Source organism: Curtobacterium sp. NPDC088465 (assembly GCF_044753165.1).
GTDB lineage: Bacteria > Actinomycetota > Actinomycetes > Actinomycetales > Microbacteriaceae > Curtobacterium.
On record NZ_JBIVMR010000001.1, the window covers coordinates 1,300,402 to 1,318,259 of the forward strand.

Here is a 17,858-nt window from a genome sequence, read left to right on the forward strand (position 1 = left end):
TGCGTCCGGGCCGGCGCGTGCGCGCTCGCAGCCTGGGACGGGCAGGGTGGGTCGATGGAGCGACACCACGACGAGGACCCCTCGGCTACCGGTCGGGTCGACCGTGCGGAGCAGGCGGCGGTCGTCGAGGACCGGCGCGTCGGCGACCTCGACCTCACGACGTGGCGGTCCCGGGCCGGCCACACGGTCGCCGAGGGCTGGGCGGCACTCGGCCGCCGCTACGGCGCCCTCCCCCTGCTCGTCCTGACGCTGGCCGTCGGTGTCGGCATCGCCGCGACCGCGACCTGGGCGGCATCGGAGGTGTACGACGCCGTGCGGGCGTCCGACGACGTCGCGGTGCTCGACCGCCCCGTCCTCGACTGGATGCTCACCCTGCGCTCCCCGTTCGCCGACCAGGCGGTCACGTGGTGGACCGACATCGCCGGGACGATCGGGATGCCGATCGTCGCCGTCTGCTTCCTGATCGGCTTCACGGTGCAGCGCCGCGCCTGGACCCCGCTCGTGCTGCTCGTCGCGGCGAGCGGCGGCTCGCTCCTCATGACCATCGCAGGCAAGGACCTGATCGGCCGTGCCCGACCGCCGCTGTCCGACGCGGTGCCGCCGTACGAGCACTCGCCGTCGTTCCCGTCCGGCCACACGCTCAACGCCACGGTCGTCGTCGGCACGATCGTGTACCTGCTCATCCTGCGGCAGTCACGCACGGTCACCCGGGTGTGGACGATCGTCATCGGCACGCTCTTCGTGCTGTCGATCGGCGTCTCGCGGGTGTTCCTGGGCCACCACTGGACGACGGACGTGCTCGCCGCGTGGGCCCTCGGTCTGGCGTGGCTGGCGCTCGTGATCACGGCGCACCGGCTGTACCTGACCGCCCTCCACCGGGGTGCCGACCCGGTCGTGCGCGGCCGCGGACCGGCACGCCCGGTCAGGTCGTCACGGTAGGTTCACCCGCATGGAAGAACGGGTCTTCGGCGGCAGGTACCGCGTCACCGGCACGCTCGGTCACGGCGGCATGGCCTCCGTCTACCGCGCCGTCGACGAGCAGCTCGGCCGCGAGGTGGCCGTCAAGGTCTTCCGGATCGGCGCGGTCGACCACGGCGAACGTGCGCGCGCCGAGGCCGAGATGCACACGCTGGCCGCGCTCCGCAGCCCCTCGCTCGTCACGCTCTACGATGCCGCACTCGACGACGGCAACGGCGACTCGTACCTCGTGATGGAGCTCGTCCCCGGCAGCGACCTGGACACCCGGCTGCGCGAGGGCCCGCTCGACACCACGACGACCGCGCGCACCGGCGCCCAGGTCGCCGAGGGACTCGCCGCCGTGCACGCGCAGGGCATCGTGCACCGTGACGTGAAGCCCGCCAACGTGCTGCTCGAGAGCGACGGCCAGCACGTCAAGCTCGCCGACTTCGGCATCGCGCTGCTCCGGGACGCCGCCCGCGTGACCGGGACCGGCACCGTCATCGGCACCGCCGCCTACATCTCGCCGGAGCAGGTCCTCGGGCGCGAGGTCACCGGTCAGGCCGACGTCTACGCCCTCGGGCTCGTCCTGCTGCAGTGCCTGACGGGTGCACGTCCGTTCCCCGGCACCGCCGTCGAGTCCGCCACCGCGCGGCTCACGCGGGGCCCCGACATCGACCAGCACCTGCCCACCGCGTGGCGGACGCTGCTGCACGTGATGACGGCGCAGGACCCGGCCGAGCGCCCGACCGCGGCCGAGGCGGCCCGACGTCTCCGTGCCCTCGAACGCGACGGGACGGCACCGGCGACCCAGCTGCTCCCGGGCGGACCCGGCACGCTCACCCGTGCTGCCGGCGGAGCGGCCGGTGCCGGAGCCGGTCTCGCCGGTGCCGCGCTCGGTGCCGGGGGACCGGACGCAGCCCACGCCGACCAGGCCACCCGGGCCGTGCCGGGCGCTGCGGACGGCGACCAGGCCACGCGGGCGATGCCGACCGCCGGCGGTGCCGACGCCGCGACCCGGGCGTACGACCGGACGGGTGCGCAGGACGACGTCGCGACGACGGTCCTCGGTGCGCAGCGGGGCGCCGGTGGAGCGGGCGCCGCCGCTGCTGCTGGCGGTGGTGCGGTGGCCGGTGGTGCCGCGTCGCGAGGAGCCGGTGGTCCAGCGGGGGCTGCAGGACGGGGCGGTCCCGGTACGGACGGACCGAAGCGACGGCGTGCGGGGATCATCACCGCGGTGGTCGTCGGGATCCTCGTCCTCGCGGGGATCGGCGTCGCGCTGATCGCGCTGGGCGGAGGAGACGACTCGACGCCCGCGCCGACCGACTCCAGCGAGCCCTCGTCGCCGACGGAGCAGCAGACGAGCGAGCCGGAGCAGCAGCCCAGCCAGGAGGAGCAGCAGCCGAGCGAACCCGCGCAGGAGCCGAGCGAGCCGGCGCAGGAGCCCAGCCAGGAGCAGCAGCAGCCGAGCGAGCCCGCGCAGGAACCGAGCCAGCCCGCCGACGACCCGAGCGTCGGCCCCCGACCGGGCGGTCCGGCGTCCAACCCCGTCGAGGCCCCGCAGGGCGGCGCGGGCAACAACGGCAACGGCAACGGTCCCGGGAGCAACAGCGGCAAGGGCAAGGGATCCGGTGCGGCGGACACGACGGTCGACACCACCGTCGGGTCGCTCACCCAGGGGCCGGCGACGGGCCCCGGCCGCGGCTGACGCGGTCGCTGCTGACCCCGGCGCGGTGGACGGACAGCGTCGAGCCGACGCCCACCGTCGCGGGAGCACGCTCGGAGCATGTCGATGAGCACACCGTTCGATCCGCAGCAGCCCGGCGCCGACCTCCCCGTGGACGGCGACGACCAGACCGAGATCGAGGTCGAGGAGGACCGCGGCGCCGACGTCGGCCCGGACTCGGTCGACCCGTCGGTCTCGCCGGCCCCGCACGAGGACGAAGACGAGGCCGGTGGGGGCCCGGTCGCCCGGTGACCCGAGACGGCTGACCGACCTCGCCCGGACGGCCCACTGGGGCCCGCTGACGACCGCTGACGCGACGACGGGCTACCCCCGGACGATCCAGGGGCGGCCCGTCGTGGTGCTGCGGCTCAGACGCCGCCGCGCCGGAGCCAACGGGTCGACCGCCACGACCGCGACCGCAGCACCGCGTCGATCGCGTCGCGCAGGATCTGCTCGTCGGTGGCCGGGTCGACGAAGGCCGATGCCCGCACGGGGCCGCTCGTCCCGCGGAGGCGTGAGACGGCTCGGAGCGGAGCGCTCACGCGCCACGACCGCGACTCCAGCAGGGAGATGAGTCGCTGCGCCAGTGCGAAGCGCTCACCGTGGTCGACGGCCGACTCCTGCGCCACGGGTGCGGGGGGCGGAGCCGGCTGCTCGGCGAGCTTCACCAGCTCGCGGATGCGCCGCGTCTCGCCGGCCGGCAGCAGGATCGGCAGGGCGTCGATCTTGCGGTCGACGGAGTACTGGTTCAGCAGCCACTCCGCGATGTCGTGGTCGGTGCGCGAGCCGTCCTGCGACACCCACGTGTGGTAGATCGCGGTGAGCTGCAGGGAGTCCGCGACACCGACGAGCGACGCGGCACGGAGCAGGTAGTCCCAGTCCTCGGTCGTGGTCAGCGATTCGTCGAAGCGCAGTCCGAGGTTCGTGAAGAGCCCGCGGGGGAACGCCGCCGTCATGAACGGCGTCTGGTTCAGCACGAGGTGCTTCACCATCGAGAACTCGGCGTCGTAGGGCCGGGTGATCGGCCCCTCGGTACGGACGCCCCAGTGGCCGCTCGTGCTGACGACGTCGGCCGCCTGCAGGGACCCGACGCTGCGGAGCACCATCCCCGGGTGCTTGCGGTGCACGTCCCGGAAGGCCGAGACCCAGTGCGCGAAGACCAGGTCGTCGTCGTCCAGCGCCACGACGTACTGCCCGGTCGCCAGTCGGAAGCCCTCGTTGAGGAGCGTGGCGCGCGAGCCGTGGTCGACCTTGACGAAGCGCGTGCGGCCGGCGATCGACGGCGGCTGGCGTTCGATCAACCGCTCGAGCACGATCTGCGTCGCGACGTCGACGTGGTGGCCGATGATGAGCACCTCGAAGTCCTGGTCCGTCTGGCCCGCCAGGCAGGAGAACACCTCGGCGAGCTGCTGCGGACGACGCCCCTGCGTCCGGATCACGACCGTGAGGAACGGGTCGTCCTCGGTCGACGTCCGGGTGACCGCGGCGGCGGGGACCGGCCCGGGCAGGCAGGCCCAGACGAACTGGTTCACGCGGGCGTTCGGCGCGGCCTGGTCGCGCAGCGCGTTCATCCACTGGTTGACGGTGGTGCCACGCATGAGCGCCGGGTGGTCGAGCGGGAAGTGCTGGTCGCTCTTGCTCAGCAGGAAGTCCTCGCGGTCCGTGCGGTGCAGACCGGCGGCACGGAGCGTGCGCTCGAGCTCGGGCTCGCTGTAGAGGTGGACGTGGGTGTCGTCCAGCAGCCCGGTGTCGGTGTACTCCCATGCGCCGAACGCCAGCTTGAACCCGACGTCGCGGTGGGTGTTGTTCGGCACGCTGAGCACGAGCGGAGCGCTGTGGTCGCGGAGGAACGTCGACACCTCGGCGAGCACGGCCCGTCCGGCGGGCAGGTGCTCGAGCCCGTCGAGCATGGTGACCCCGAGCACGCGGCGGTCGCCGACGACGTCGCGCAGCAGCACGCGCACCGCCTCGGGATCGCCGACGTCGCCGACGTGGGCCTCGAAGCCACCGTCGCGCAGCGCCGTCACGGCGTCCGCGTCGACGTCGACCCCGACGTACGTCGCGCCGAGCTGGTCCTCGACCGCCGCGGCGATGGCCCCGTAGCCGCAGGCGAGGTCGAGGAGGACCGCCGGCTCGCCCGACGTGACCACGGAGCGTCGCAGGAGGCGGAGGACGGCCCCGTAGGTGTTCTCCTCGGAGTAGGCGTTGTCGTAGCGTGCCTCGTCGTTCACAGTCCGTACCGGTGTTCCGCGTAGTTGCCGCCGGTGAATTCGGCGGTCGTGTGGTCGGGGTCGTGGCGGTCCGCGAGCAGACCGTCGTCGCGCCGGCGCCGGTACTCGGCGCACGCACGCGTGGCCTCCGGCTCCGGGTTCGCGTCGAAGAACCGCAGGATGTCCTCGCTGATGTCGGGCCGGGACCACTTGTCGGCGAGCAGCAGGGCGGACTCCACGGAGTAGTACCGTTCGGCGGACGTCGGCTCGAGGACGCCGCTCGTCGACCCGATGCGCTTGTCGTGGAACGCGAGGGCTGCGGGGACGATCGCCACGCCGAAGCCGCGCTCCCGGATGCGCCAGGACAGGTCGACGTCGTCGCAGTACATGAAGAACGACTCGTGGTCGTACCCGCCGAGCTCGTCGAAGAGCGCGGAGCGGACCATGCAGAAGGCACCGGCGACCCACGAGGTGATGCCGCTCCGGACGTCGTAGTCCTTGGGGTGCTCGAGGGGGAGCTGCTTCGCCTCGACCGCGCCGATCGTGGTGTCGTCCATGCGCTCGACCAACTGGCTGAGCGTGTCCCCGGTGATGATCACGTCGGGGTTCGCCATGATGCGCAGCTCGGAGTCGTCCTCGGCCGCGAGGCGGTTCTGCGCGCCGCCGTGCCCGAGGTTCTCGCCGAAGGACACGTAGTCGAGCGAGGCGAGGTTCGGCGTCGCCCGGCGCCAGCGCTCGAGCAGGGCCGGGTCGACGGTCGCCGCCGGTGAGCAGTCGCCGTAGCGCACGCGGACCCCGGCGACGCGGTCGTCGAACCGTGCCCAGCGTGCGGCGTTGTCGAGGCTCTCGAGTGCGCGCTCCACCCGCTCCGTGTCGGAGTGGTAGAGCACCGACTGGATGGTCACCATCGGTCGGGTCATGCGGTGTGGTCCTCGCTGATCAGGGTCGGGATGCGGTGGGTGCCGAGGTGGGTCGGGTCGTCCTCCATGACGAACCGGGCGGCGTCGCGTCGGAGGGCGATGTACTCACCGCGCTCGTCCGACAGGAAGGCGTGCACGAAGTGCGGTCCGTTCCCGAACACGACGGCGTCCAGGTCGAACCTGACCGTCGCGGAGCCGTCGAGCGGCGAGAGGACCTTCTCCACGCGACCCGTGTCGGTGCCGTACACGAGGTTGCCGAGCGAGTTCTCGATGAGGAACCCGGCGTTCCAGCGGTCGAGCGGCGTCGCGTGCTCGTAGCGGACCGTGATGCGCAGCGGGTCTCCCGGGCGGACGATCTCCTGCGGCTCGCGTCCTGGGACGCGGACGTCGACGTCCGTGACCCTGCCCGGCGTGGGGTCCTGGTCGGGGTCCTCGGCCTCGGCCTCGGCGAGTCGGCGGCCCTCGAGGATCTCGCGGAAGTTCTGCACCGCCTCGCGGGCGGGCCCGTGGTACTTGACCTCACCGTGGTGGAGGACGACCGCGGTGTCGCAGAGTTCCTGGACCTGGCCGAGCGAGTGCGACACGAGCACGATCGTGCGGCCCTGCGCCTGGAACTCCTTGATCTTGTCGATGCACTTCTTCTGGAACTGCTCGTCGCCGACGGCCAGCACCTCGTCCACCAGCAGCACGTCGGGGTCGGTGTTGATCGCGACGGCGAAGGCGAGCCGGACGTACATGCCCGACGAGTAGAACTTCACCTGCGTGTCGATGAAGTCACCGATGCCGGAGAACTGGAGGATCGCCTCGAACCGGGCGTCGACCTCGTCGCGGGGGATGCCGAGCACCGAGGCGTTCAGGTAGACGTTCTCGCGGCCGGTCAGGTCGGGGTGCATCCCGGCGCCGAGCTCGATGAGGGCGGCGAGGCGACCGCGGCGCTCGACGACGCCGGTCGTGGGCTCGAGGATGCCGCCGATCATCTTCAGCAGCGTCGACTTGCCGGAACCGTTCGGTCCGATGAGGCCGACCGTGCTGCCGGCCGGGATCTCGAGGTCGACCCCCTGGAGCGCCCAGAAGTCCTCGCTGTGCCGGCGGCCTGCACGGCCGAAGGTGACCACCCGCTCCTTGAGCGAGTTGTCCTTGCGGATCGTGAACCGCTTCGACACGTCCCGCACGGAGACGACCACGGGTGCGCCGGGGCCGCCCCTGACCTCCTCGGACCGTCCGCGGAGTCCTGCTGCTCGGCTGCCCTGCCGCTCGTCCAATCAGGACTCCTCTGTGTTGCGTTCCGAAACCGAGGAGGATCGTAATGCGGATACGATGAAATGTCAGGCGTGTCCCCCGCTCTGGGGAGGGGGTGCCGGTGCCGCCGACGGCGCTCACGGCGTCCTGTCGGTCGGGGACGGCAAGCTCGTGCGCATGTCGTTCGCGAACGCGTGGGACCCGTCGAAGGGTCGCGCCATCCCAGAGGACCAGGTCACCGAGGACGGACTCGAGCTCGACGAGGACACCGCCGCCGAGCTCGGCATCTCGTTCGACGTCGTCGGCGGCGCGTCGGCCGACCCGTCACGGGTCTCACCCGTCGACGTGCGCGTGCCGAGCGCACCGACCACCGACGACTGACCGCCCGCCCAATCCCGCCCGAGCCGAGCCGAGCCGAGCCGAGCAGCCTGGGGGCACGACGTGCGTCAGCACAACGGGGAGCACGCGACACCACGGACTTCCGTGGCGCGACGTGCTCCCCGTTGTGCTGAGCGCGGCACGGTCAGGGCCCAGCCCCGGAGCCCGGCACGGTCAGGGCCCAGCCCCGGAGCGCGGCACGCTCAGGGCCAGCCCCGCAGCCCGGTCAGGGGACGGTGTGCCCCGCCGCCGTCAGGACGCGGTACCACTCCTCGCGCGAGAGCCGGACGTCGGAACCCGCGGCCGAGTCCCGCACCCGCTGCGGGTTCGTCGTGCCCAGGACGACCTGGAAGTGCGCGGGGTGTCGGGTGATCCACGCGACCGCGATCCCCGTCGGGGTGACGCCGTGTGCCGAGGCGAGCTCCTCGAGCACGTCGTTGAGCTCGGCGTACTGCTCGCGGTCGCCGAGGAAGACGCCGTCGAAGAAGCCCTTCTGGAACGGCGACCAGGCCTGCAGCGTGACGTCGTTCAGGCGGGCGTGGTTGAGGATGTCGTTGTCGCGGTCGATCGACTGGTCGAGCCCGGCCATGTTCGCCGTCAGGCCCTGCGTGATCACGTTGGCGTGCGTGATGCTCAGCTGCACCTGGTTGAACGCGAGCGGCTGCCGCACCGACCGCTTCAGCAGCTCGACCTGACCGGGGGTGTGGTTCGAGACGCCGAAGTGGTGCACCTTGCCGGCGGCGTGCAGCTCGTCGAACGCCCGGGCGACCTCCTCGGGCTCGACGAGGGCGTCGGGACGGTGCAGGAGCAGCACGTCCACGTAGTCGGTCCGCAGCGCCTCGAGGGACTCGTGCACGGACTCGATGATGTGCTCGTACGAGAAGTCGAAGTACGCGCCGTCCGGCGTCGGGCGGATGCCGACCTTGGTCTGCAGCTGGATGTCGGCGCGCTCGGACGGCGACAGGGTGACGGCGGAACCGAAGCGCTGCTCGCACCCGTGCCAGACGCCGTACACGGCGGCGTGGTCGAACATCGTGACGCCGGCGTCGCGCGAGGCGGTGTACAGCTCGCGGATGTCCTCGTCGCTCATGTCGTTGATCCGCATGAGGCCGACGACGACGTCGGACGCGGTGAGGTCGGTCTGTGGCAACTCCAGTGTCTTCACGCGCTCGATCCTGCCAGCAGCTCGCCGTGCGCAGAGAGGCCCTGCCGGTGCCCGTCGGGCCGCGCCCGGCAGTCACGCCCGATGCGACCGGGTGACGGACGGGAGGCGCGGTGCCGGACCGGCACCGCGCCTCCCGTCCGGTGCTCAGCGCATGGGCGACGCGGCCGGGCCGAGCAGACCGAGGAACGTCAGGTCGTCCGCCACCTTGGTGACGAGCGCGTGGTCGAGCGACGGGATGTCCGGTGAGCCGAGCGGACGCACCGAGCGGACCGCGGCCGCGAACGCGTCCGCGGGGATCGCGGACCCGGCGTGCGGCACCTCCGGGGTCGCGAACGCGTGCAGCAGCGGCAGCACCGAGCGTGCACGGTCCTCGTCCGGCAGCGCCTCGAGTGCGGACCGGAAGCGCTCGACCCACTCGGCGTGGTCCGCGACCCGCTCGATCGCGTACCCGTCCTCGACCAGCCAGTCGACGAAGGTGTCCAGCGAGACGCCGTCGTCGTGCGGGTTGACGACGTTGAACGTCCGGTGGCCGTCGACCACCGACGCGCCGATGGCGTCGATCGCGGCGGCCGTGAAGTCGGCGGGCAGGCCGTCGTAGTGCGAGCGCTGCACCCGGCCGTCCGGGGTCCGCTGCACGAAGGACACGGGTGCCAGCCCGGTCGCGAGCACGCTCCAGACCAGACGGGTGAACACGTCGGGCAGGTTCACCTGGCCGCGCCAGCGCGGGTGCGCCAGCACCATGTCGGAGCGGAACACCGCGACGGGGACGCCGTGCTGCTCGTGCGCCTCGCGGAGCAGCACCTCGCTCGCCCACTTGCTCGCGCCGTACCCGTTCGCGTACTCGTCGGCGATCGTCCACTCGGGGATCGTCGACCGGAGGTCCGCTCGCTCGTCGAGTGCCGCAGGGGCGTCGGGGGCGACGTCCTCGGTTGCGCTCGGGCGGGCTCCACCGGCGACGGCGACGCTCGACACGAAGGTGACGGGGACGCTCCCGGCGGCGATCGCGAGCCGGACGACCTCGGCGGTGCCGACGACGTTGGGCCCGAACAGCGCGGTGTACGGCAGGACGTGGTTCACCAGGGCGGCGGCGTGCGCGACGAGGTCGACCCGCGCGGCGAGGTCCTCCCACCGCGGTCCCTCGAGGCCGAGCAGGTGCTCGCTGACGTCCCCGGCGACCACCTCGAGCGACCCCGAGAGCTCGGCGAACCGGTCGGCGAACGCGGGATCGGCCGCGAAGGCGGCGTCCAGTCGACGGCGGGCAGCGGCGTCGTCCGACCCGCGCACGACGCAGACCAGCGTGCCGCCGACCGGTGCGAGCCGCTCGAGCCAGTCCATCGCGGTGAAGCGGCCGAGGTAGCCGTTCGCGCCGGTGAGCAGGACGGTGCGCGGCCCGTCCGAGGTGGGGCGGGGTGCGCGTGCCACCGGCGCGGGGACCGCACCGAGCAGGTCGTCCACCCGCAGGTCCGACGCCCGCAGCACCGTCGGGTCGGCGCCGTGCACGCGGGCGACGGTCGGCCGGTCGTCGGCGGCCGAACGCTCGACGTACGCGGCCACGGCCGCGAGGTCGTTCGTCGGGTCGGTGATGACACCGACGGGCACCTCGGTCTCGAAGACGTCCTCGAGGACCCCGGAGAACGTCAGGGCCGACAGCGAGTCACCGCCGAGGTCCGAGAACCGGGCGGCCGAGGCGGTCTCCGTGCTGACCTCGGCACCGAGCAGGTCACGGGCGGCACGGACGACGGTGTCGATGGTCGGTTCGTCACCCACGTGCTCGCGCAGCGTCGCGACGAGGGTGCCGCTCTGCTGCTCGGCGACCGCGTCGTAGAGCGCCGCGAACCGGTCCCCGTAGCGGACGGTGACCCGGGGGCGGAGGAGCTTGCGGGCATCGGAGAGCATGCCGTTGTCGACCGTGAAGGGGTCCGGTTCGACCACGATCGCTCGCGGCACCTCGTACGGGGCGAGTCCGTGGGCGCGGGCGGTGCGCTGCAGGGCGGCGAGCAGGTCGCCCTCCGTGGCGTCCGGGTCGACGGGCACGACGACCGCGACGAGGAACGCGTGCCTGCTGTCCCCGTGCAGGGCGATCTGCCGGACCTCCGGCGTCCCACCGAAGGTCGCCTCGAGGGCCGAGACCGCGACGAACTCGCCCTGCGAGAGCTTGATGACGTTGTTCCGGCGGTCGAGGTACTCGTACGTGTCCGGACCGGTCTGCGCCATCACGTCGCCGGTCCGGTAGAACCCGTCCTCGTCGAACACCGCGGCGGTGACGTCCGGGCGGCGGAAGTACCCGGGGATCACCGCGGTGCTCCTCACGAGCAGCTCGCCGCGCGGGTGCGGTCGGTCGGTGGTGCGGTAGCCGAGCTCGGGGACGTCCACCAGCTTGTGCTCGGTGACCGGTGGCTGCTGCACCACGCCGTCGCGCAGGATGCTGCCCGCCTCGGTCGAGCCGTACAGGTCGTGCAGCGGGACGCCGAGGCACTCCTCGAGGTACGTGCGGAGCTCGGGCGTGAGCGGGGCGCTGGCGCAGACGGCCTGCCCGACGCGACCACCGAAGGCACGTGTCCGGAGGTCGTCCTGCACCTGAGCACGCACGGCCGGGGCGTCGGTGGCTCCGGCCGCGAGTCGGCGCTGCTCCTCTCGGGCGCCCTCCTGGCGGACCATCTCGGCGATCCGCGGGACGAGCACGAGCTCGGTCGGTGCGTAGACCCGCAGGTCCTCGAAGAGGGCCGACAGGTCGGTCGAGGTCGCGAGCGCCACGGTGCCGCCGCGGCCGAGCGTGGCGAGCAGCGCCGCGCGACCGGTCAGGTGGCTCAGCGGCAGGTAGGCGTAGCCGACGGTCACGGCGTCCGGGTGGTCCGGCGGGAGGGCGTGCCAGAGCCGCTCGACCATGGACCGCGTGTACATCGCGCCCTTCGGGGTCCCGGTGCTGCCCGAGGTGTACAGCAGCAGGGTGAGCGGGTCCTCGTCGGGCGCCGGTCGCCACGGGGTCGGCTGGGGCAGTTCGCGGCCCCGTGCCACGAGGTCGGCGAGCGTCGGCAGCGCCGCCGCACCGTCGGTGCCCTCGGCCCCGGTCGCCGCGCCGGCCGCACCCGTCGTGTCGAGCAGGACGGTGTGCACCTCGGCGGCGGCCGCGTCGGTGACCGCCCGGGCCGTCGCGGCCTGGTCGGCGGTGACGCCCAGCCACACCGGCGTCGTCTCGTCGACGATCGCACGGAGCTGCTCGACGGCCGCGCTGGTCTGCAGCGGCACGCTCACCGCGCCGAGCACCGAGCACGCGAGCTCGAGGGTCACGACGTCGGCGCTCGGCGGACCGAGCACCGCGATCCGGTCACCCGGGGCCACGGACTCGCCGAGCACCGCCGCGAGGGCCCGCGCACGGTCCCGGAGCTCCTGGAAGCTCGTGTCGGTGACGACCTCGCCGTCCCGCTGTCGGATCGCCGTTCGGTCGGCGTACCGGTCGAACACCGCCTCGACGGAGGTGTCCTCGTCCTGCTGCACCATGGTGGTTCCCTTCCTCGTTCGTCCGACGCGCCCCCGCGCGCGGCCTCTCAGCGCGCGGCGAGCACGATGCCCGCACGCGCCGTCCCCCGGTCCACTGCCCACCGTCCCGTCGCCGCGAACGCCGGGCCGCGACGCTCGCTCGCCGTGAAGGTCCCGTCCGGGCGCAGCTCCACGTGGGCACCGTCGATGCCGAACCAGCCGTCGTGCGCGGCCGAGCGGGCCTTGGCGACGGCCTCGGTCGCGGCGAGCAGGACGCTGTCCGGACTCTCAACCCCGGTTCGCCGGAGTGCGGTGAGACCCCGCGCGACACGGTCGTCCGTGACGTCCGCGATGCGTCGGAGCACTCCCGGCGGCAGGGGACGTGCCGGCGTGGCATCGATGCCGATGCCGGCGTGGTCGTCGCGCCGGGCGACGGCGCAGGCGCGCAGGCCGGGGCAGTGGGTGATCGTGCCGACCACGCCCTCGGGCCAGCGGGGAGCCCCGCTCCGACCCACGGGCAGTGCCGTCACCGGGGTGCCGATCGCCGTCAGGGCGCGGCGGGCGAGCAGGCGGCCGGTCCGGAACTCGGCACGCCGCGCCGGGACGGCACGGGCGATCGCCGCGCGTTCCTCGTCGGCGAGGGGGCCGCTCAGGTCGTGGTCGGCAGCGGCGGCGACCACCGAGGCGGGGAGCAGCCCCACCCAGTCGGTCCCGCCTTGAAGTTGCACATTGCAATCAGACGCCCGGAAGCTCCGAGTCCCCCGGACGGGGCACGTCGCGGAGCGGCCGCGACCGGGTCCGTCAGGCGGGCAGGACCGCGACGACGGCGGAGCGGTCGTTCCAGGTCGCGGTCAGCGTCTCGCCGTCCGGCACGGGCAGCCCGATCACCCGCAGCACGACGAGGTCGCCGTGGTCGGTGCGCACCGTCGTCTCGGTCCCGTCGGTGCTGGCCGTGGCCGACGTCACCGTGGGGGAGTCCGGCGCCGACCCGCTGCCGACCGCCGTGCCCTCCTTGTCGAACCGTCCGGAGCCGTCGGCGCGCTCGAGCTCCGCCTCGTGCCCGCCGGTGGCGATCGCACGACGCAGGACGTCGGCGTACACCGGATCCGCGACGGCGTCGTACACCCAGCGCTGCCCGAGCACGGAGTGGTGCATCTCGCACACCAGGGAGCCCCGGGCGCCGTCGAGCGGAGCGCCGCGGTAGGTCAGCGGCGTGTGCAGGAGCCGTCCCTCGGGCGTCCGCACGACGATCTCCTCGACACCGACCTCGCCCTCGGGGTCGTCGAACCGGAAGCGGGTGACGATCTCGACGGCGGCACCGGCGGTGAGGCCGCTCCACGGCTGCGCTGGCAGCCAGGCGGCGAGGGCCTCGGCCTTGGACGGTCGGAGTTCTGCGCGGTGGATGACGGCCATGCACCGACGCTACCGAGCAGACCTCGGCTTCCACCGTCGGCCCGCCGCACGGCGGTCAGTGCCCGGCGGTCAGGGCGCGGAGGTCAGGGCGCGGAGGTCAGTGCACGGGGTCAGTGCACCGAGAAGCCGCCGTCGACCGCGATCGACTGGCCCGTGACGTACGCGGACCCCGGTCCGGCCAGGAACACCGCCACGGCCGCGAAGTCCGACGGCTCGCCGTTGCGTCCGACGAGCGTGCGCGCGGCGAGCGCCGCGACCCGCTCGGGGTCGGCGGACAGTCGCCTGTTGAGCGCGGTCTGCACGAAGCCGGGGACCAGGACGTTCGAGGTGACGCCGCTGCCCGACCAGGCCTCCGCCTGGGAGCGTGCCAGTGCCTCCAGGCCGGCCTTCGACACCCCGTACGCGCCGCTCGCGGCGAAGGGGCGGTGGGCCTGCTGCGAACTGATGCCGATGATCCGGCCGTACCCGCGTGCGGCCATGCCGGGCGCGAGCCGCTGGCCGAGCATGAAGGGTGCGTCGAGGTTGACGGCCATCGTCGCGTCCCACGTGCCCTCGTCGAGGTCCGGCATCGGCGGTCGCAGGTTGATGCCGGCCGAGTTGACGAGGACGTCCACCTCGCCGACGGCGTCCGCGAGCGCGTGGGCGCCCGCCCGGGTCGACAGGTCCGCGACGACACCGGCGGCCGATCCGCCGTCGGCGGTGATCGTCGCGACGGTCTCGTCGATCGCCTCCCGCGTGCGCGCGGCGACCAGCACGTGGGCACCCGCGTCCGCGAGGGCGAGCGCGATCGCCCGACCGATGCCGGAGCTGCCCCCGGTGACCAGTGCACGGCGTCCGTCGAGGCCGAAGAGCTGCTCCAGTGCCATCGGGCCAGGCTACCGACGCCCGTACGCTGGGTCGGTGCGCGACGACCTGCTCCCCGTGCTCGCCTGCCCCGTCTGCGCCGAGCCCCTCGCCCGTGTCGACGGCGGGCAGGTCGGCTGCGCCGGCGGCCACCGGTTCGACGAGGCGAAGCAGGGCCACCTCACGCTCCTGCCCGCAAAGCGCCGCGCCCTGACCGCGGACACCCCGGACATGGTCGACGCGCGGATCCGGTTCCTCGGGCGGGGGCACTACGCACCGGTCGAGCGGGCGCTCGCCGCGGTGGTCGCCGCCACGGAGGCGCCGGGCGTCGTCCTCGACGTCGGCTCCGGCCCCGGCACCTACCTCGCGCACGTGCTGGACGCGGACGGACCGGACGAGACTGCGTCGGCCGGGAGGCCCGGCTCGGCCCCGGCAGGCCCCGTCGCTGCCCGCCTCGGGGTCGCGCTGGACCTGTCACCCGTCGCCATCCGGCGGGCGGCACGCGTCCACCCGCGGGCCGGCGCCGTCGTCGGGGACGTGACCGAGCGCCTCCCGGTCGTCGACGACGCGGCGGCCGTCGTGCTGGACGTCTTCGCCCCGCGCAACCAGCGGGAGTACGCGCGGGTGCTCCACCCGGACGGCGTGCTCGTCGTCGTGACGCCACGGACCGGACACCTGGCGGAGCTCGCCGAGGCGACCATCGCGGTCGACCCGGAGAAGGAGCGGCGGCTGCGGGAGTCGCTCGAGCCGACGTTCGCGCTGCAGGGGTCCGAGGACCTCACGTGGACGATGGAGCTGTCCGCGGAGGACGTGCACGACGTGGTGCACATGGGCCCGAGCCACCACCACGTCGATCCGGACCGGGTGTTCGCGCCGACGGCCGTGACGGCCGCGGTGACCGTGAGCACGTGGACGGTCGCCAGGCAGCACTGAGGCGCTGCCGTCGGCCGTCCACGTGCCGGGGTCGGGTGTCAGCCCTGCGGCACCGCCACGTCGAACTGCCACACGACGCCGAACCGGTCGCGCAGCTGCCCGGCGAGCGGGGCCCACGGCGAGGGCGCGAGCGGCTGTCGCACCTCGGCACCCTCGGACAGCGCCTCCCAGTACCGGGTGACCTCGTCCGCGTCGTCGCCGTGCACGAAGACGTAGCAGGCGTTCGTGCCCTGGTCGTACGGCTGGTCCGGCCAGACGTCGAACGCCATGATCCGGAAGCCGGCCTCGGTGTTGACCTGACCGAACACGATGCGGTCCGCCCAGGCGGGGTCCTGGGACGCGCCCATCTGGCCGTAGGTGGCGGCGGTCACGGTGCCGCCGAACGCGGATGCGTAGTGGTCCAGGGCCTCGCGGGCCTGTCCGTCGAAGTTGAGGTGGGTCATGGTCTCGATGCTCATGGATCGAGTGTCGCGAGCGTTGCGGTCAGATCGTGACCGCTTCTCCGACGAGGATGGACGACGTGTCCGGACCCTCCTCGCGCATGCTCGCGCTGCTCTCCCTGCTGCAGGTGCACCGGGAGTGGACGGGCGACGAGCTCGCCGGTCGCCTGACCGTGAGTCCGCGCACCCTCCGCCGCGACGTCGATCGCCTCCGGGACCTCGGCTACCGCATCGACTCCGTCCGCGGTCCGGCCGGCGGCTACCGACTCGCCGCCGGATCGGACCTGCCGCCGCTGCTGTTCGACGACGACCAGGCGGTGGCGATCGCCCTCGCCCTCGCGGTGGCGCCGGCATCGGGTGCCGACATCGCCGAGGCCGCCACCCGCGCGCTCGCGACGGTGCGACAGGTCATGCCCGAACGGCTCCGGAACCGGGTGGACCTGGTGGATGCCGTCGTGGGATCGTCCGCCCCGCGGGTCGATCCGGACGTGCTGGTGGCCGTCAGCGAGGCCGTGCAGCGCCACGAGGTGTTCCGGTTCGGGTACGGCACGGACGACCGTCCCCGCAGGGTCGAACCGCACGCGGTGGTCGCCCGGCACGGTCGGTGGTACCTGCTGGCGTGGGAGCCCGAGCACGACGACTGGCGGACCTACCGGGTGGACCGGATCGCCCCGCGGATGCGGACGCGGCTCCCGTTCGTGCAGCGACCCGTACCCGGTGGGGACGTGGCAGCCTTCGTGGCGGCCCGCTTCAAGGGGTCCGACCGCGACGACGCGTGGCCGTGCACGGGGTCGGTCTCGCTGACCGCTGCCGACGCCGCGCGGGTCGCCCCGTTCCTGCCGGAGGGCGCCGTGCTCGAGGATGCCGACGACGACCGTCGACGGCTGACGCTCGGGTCCTGGTCGTGGGACGGTCTCGCCGGCGCGATCGCCGGGTTGACGGTGCCGTTCGTGGTCGAGGGGCCGGAGGAACTCCGCGCCGCTGTCGACGCGCTCGCCACCCGACTGCGCCGATCGTTCAGGGACTGACCGGACCGTCCTCCCTCAGGCGTCGGCTCCAGATCGGCTCGTCGAGCCAGGCGGGGACGAGACCCATCGAACCGACGTCGATCCCGTCGACCGCCGGGAACGCGGACAGGAGTTCTGCGGTACGGACCTGCCAGTCGACGTTCGACGGCACGGAATCGAGCAGGTACGCCAGGACTGCCAGGACCTCGTACACGCCGAAGCGTTTCGGTGCCCGGCCGACCACGAGATGTGCGAGCGCTGGGACCTGCTCTGCGCTCGCCCGCTTCGGTGCGGTGACGAGCTTGCGGTTGAAGAGTCGCGAATGGTGGGCCGCGACGTTGCGGACGTAGTTGACCGAGGCGAGCCAACTCCGCATCAGCTGCTTCGTCGGGACGGCGAAGGATGCAGCGACCTCCGTCGCGAGGTCGTTCCGCAGTCCTCCGTACAGGCGTGACACCTGACCGAGCTCGAGCAGCTCGACGATCACCCAGATGGGCATCCGACCGTCGTAGTGTTCGCGGAAGTGCGCGACGAACGACTCGTCCGACCGGGTCTTCCGGTCCTCCAGGCGGTCGAGCCACCGAGCGTGCTCGCTCCTCGGGTCGTCCCCGTTCCGCGGTGCGCAGAAGGCCGTGTTGAAGATCGCTGGATCTTCGTGGGCGAACGGAGACACCGCCCCGAGGACGTGTGCAAGACACGTCCGGAAGGCGACCTCGAAGCGCTCGACCGCCTCGAGGACGAGCAGGCGCAGTGACCGATCGAAGGTGAGCAGCTCGCAGGCTGCGTCCAGGTCGGCACCGGGACGGTACTGCTCGAGCACGACGGTGGTGTGGCGTCCGCTCTCGTCGATCTCCGTTCCGGAGACACGGAACGGGTGGAGGTAGCCGCTCAGGCGGTAGTAGCCGCTCTCGCGAAGCGCTGCTGCCGCGCGGTCGTGGTCCTCGATGGACAGACCCCGCTCGCGCAGCAACGCGATCTGCTCGTCGATCGACAGCCACGGTTTCGCGTACGACACCTCGTCCTCCCACCCCGAGACGAGAAAATCGGCCCGAGCCGTGAGGCGAGCGGGCCGATCGTGATGCTCCGAGGATAGCCGAGCCGTCCACGGCGGGCAACGGTGAAGCTCCCTCGTGCCCTGCGCGTTAGGGCG

Annotated in this window: 16 protein-coding genes; 6 read left to right on the forward strand and 10 right to left on the reverse strand. The window is 73.0% G+C overall.

The genetic code is table 11. From position 1 onward, the window contains the following. Positions 1 to 54: 54 nt before the first annotated feature. The 3 genes from ACIP6W_RS06170 to ACIP6W_RS06180 all read left to right on the forward strand — a co-directional run bounded on the left by ACIP6W_RS06170 (position 55) and on the right by ACIP6W_RS06180 (position 2,935). Positions 55 to 939, forward strand: coding sequence for a phosphatase PAP2 family protein (locus ACIP6W_RS06170; protein WP_400428686.1), 885 nt, complete (start codon positions 55 to 57; stop codon positions 937 to 939). 10 nt (positions 940 to 949) lie between these two features. Beyond that, a complete protein-coding gene (locus ACIP6W_RS06175) occupies positions 950 to 2,665 on the forward strand; it encodes a serine/threonine-protein kinase (protein ID WP_400428688.1) in 1,716 nt (571 codons plus the stop codon). Between the two features lie 84 nt (positions 2,666 to 2,749). Then, positions 2,750 to 2,935, forward strand: coding sequence for a hypothetical protein (locus ACIP6W_RS06180; RefSeq protein WP_158407777.1), 186 nt, complete (start codon positions 2,750 to 2,752; stop codon positions 2,933 to 2,935). Between the two features lie 116 nt (positions 2,936 to 3,051). Here ACIP6W_RS06180 and ACIP6W_RS06185 read toward each other — a convergent pair whose 3' ends face one another. Genes ACIP6W_RS06185 through ACIP6W_RS06195 form a run of 3 tightly spaced genes read right to left on the reverse strand, consistent with a single transcriptional unit; the run spans position 3,052 to position 7,075 of the window. Then, positions 3,052 to 4,914, reverse strand: coding sequence for a methyltransferase domain-containing protein (locus ACIP6W_RS06185; protein WP_251160682.1), 1,863 nt, complete (start codon positions 4,912 to 4,914; stop codon positions 3,052 to 3,054). Further along, complete coding sequence (locus tag ACIP6W_RS06190) at positions 4,911 to 5,813, reverse strand: hypothetical protein (RefSeq protein WP_209684848.1); 903 nt, start codon at positions 5,811 to 5,813, stop codon at positions 4,911 to 4,913. Before ACIP6W_RS06190 ends, ACIP6W_RS06185 begins: the two co-directional genes overlap by 4 nt. After that, entirely contained in the window at positions 5,810 to 7,075 is a 1,266-nt protein-coding gene (locus ACIP6W_RS06195; protein ID WP_251155583.1) for an ABC transporter ATP-binding protein, read from the reverse strand. Before ACIP6W_RS06195 ends, ACIP6W_RS06190 begins: the two co-directional genes overlap by 4 nt. Positions 7,076 to 7,229: 154 nt before the next feature. Between ACIP6W_RS06195 and ACIP6W_RS06200 the strand changes: the two genes are divergently transcribed. After that, the gene (locus ACIP6W_RS06200; protein ID WP_066657251.1) at positions 7,230 to 7,433 is read left to right on the forward strand and encodes a hypothetical protein; all 204 of its coding nucleotides are present in this window, start codon (positions 7,230 to 7,232) and stop codon (positions 7,431 to 7,433) included. 223 nt (positions 7,434 to 7,656) lie between these two features. On the opposite strand, the gene ACIP6W_RS06205 is transcribed toward ACIP6W_RS06200, so the two are convergent. The 5 genes from ACIP6W_RS06205 to ACIP6W_RS06225 all read right to left on the reverse strand — a co-directional run bounded on the left by ACIP6W_RS06205 (position 7,657) and on the right by ACIP6W_RS06225 (position 14,351). After that, entirely contained in the window at positions 7,657 to 8,595 is a 939-nt protein-coding gene (locus tag ACIP6W_RS06205; protein WP_209684849.1) for an aldo/keto reductase family oxidoreductase, read from the reverse strand. 144 nt (positions 8,596 to 8,739) lie between these two features. Then, a complete protein-coding gene (car, locus tag ACIP6W_RS06210) occupies positions 8,740 to 12,093 on the reverse strand; it encodes a carboxylic acid reductase (protein ID WP_400428691.1) in 3,354 nt (1,117 codons plus the stop codon). A 47-nt stretch (positions 12,094 to 12,140) separates the two neighbouring features. Next, positions 12,141 to 12,800, reverse strand: coding sequence for a 4'-phosphopantetheinyl transferase (locus ACIP6W_RS06215; RefSeq protein WP_400428693.1), 660 nt, complete (start codon positions 12,798 to 12,800; stop codon positions 12,141 to 12,143). 73 nt (positions 12,801 to 12,873) lie between these two features. Beyond that, entirely contained in the window at positions 12,874 to 13,485 is a 612-nt protein-coding gene (locus ACIP6W_RS06220) for a CG0192-related protein (RefSeq protein ID WP_209684851.1), read from the reverse strand. Between the two features lie 110 nt (positions 13,486 to 13,595). After that, positions 13,596 to 14,351: an SDR family NAD(P)-dependent oxidoreductase gene (locus ACIP6W_RS06225; protein ID WP_400428695.1), complete on the reverse strand. Its 756-nt coding sequence runs from the start codon at positions 14,349 to 14,351 to the stop codon at positions 13,596 to 13,598. Positions 14,352 to 14,385: 34 nt separating this feature from the next. On the opposite strand from ACIP6W_RS06225, the gene ACIP6W_RS06230 reads away from it, so the two are divergent. Then, complete coding sequence (locus ACIP6W_RS06230) at positions 14,386 to 15,261, forward strand: putative RNA methyltransferase (protein ID WP_326495907.1); 876 nt, start codon at positions 14,386 to 14,388, stop codon at positions 15,259 to 15,261. Positions 15,262 to 15,299: 38 nt separating this feature from the next. On the opposite strand, the gene ACIP6W_RS06235 is transcribed toward ACIP6W_RS06230, so the two are convergent. After that, positions 15,300 to 15,719: a VOC family protein gene (locus ACIP6W_RS06235; protein ID WP_400428697.1), complete on the reverse strand. Its 420-nt coding sequence runs from the start codon at positions 15,717 to 15,719 to the stop codon at positions 15,300 to 15,302. A gap of 62 nt (positions 15,720 to 15,781) precedes the next feature. Between ACIP6W_RS06235 and ACIP6W_RS06240 the strand changes: the two genes are divergently transcribed. Next, complete coding sequence (locus tag ACIP6W_RS06240; RefSeq protein ID WP_374109581.1) at positions 15,782 to 16,729, forward strand: helix-turn-helix transcriptional regulator; 948 nt, start codon at positions 15,782 to 15,784, stop codon at positions 16,727 to 16,729. Here ACIP6W_RS06240 and ACIP6W_RS06245 read toward each other — a convergent pair. After that, a complete protein-coding gene (locus ACIP6W_RS06245; protein ID WP_251155159.1) occupies positions 16,719 to 17,723 on the reverse strand; it encodes an Abi family protein in 1,005 nt (334 codons plus the stop codon). The genes ACIP6W_RS06240 and ACIP6W_RS06245 overlap by 11 nt on opposite strands. Positions 17,724 to 17,858 lie beyond the last annotated feature (135 nt).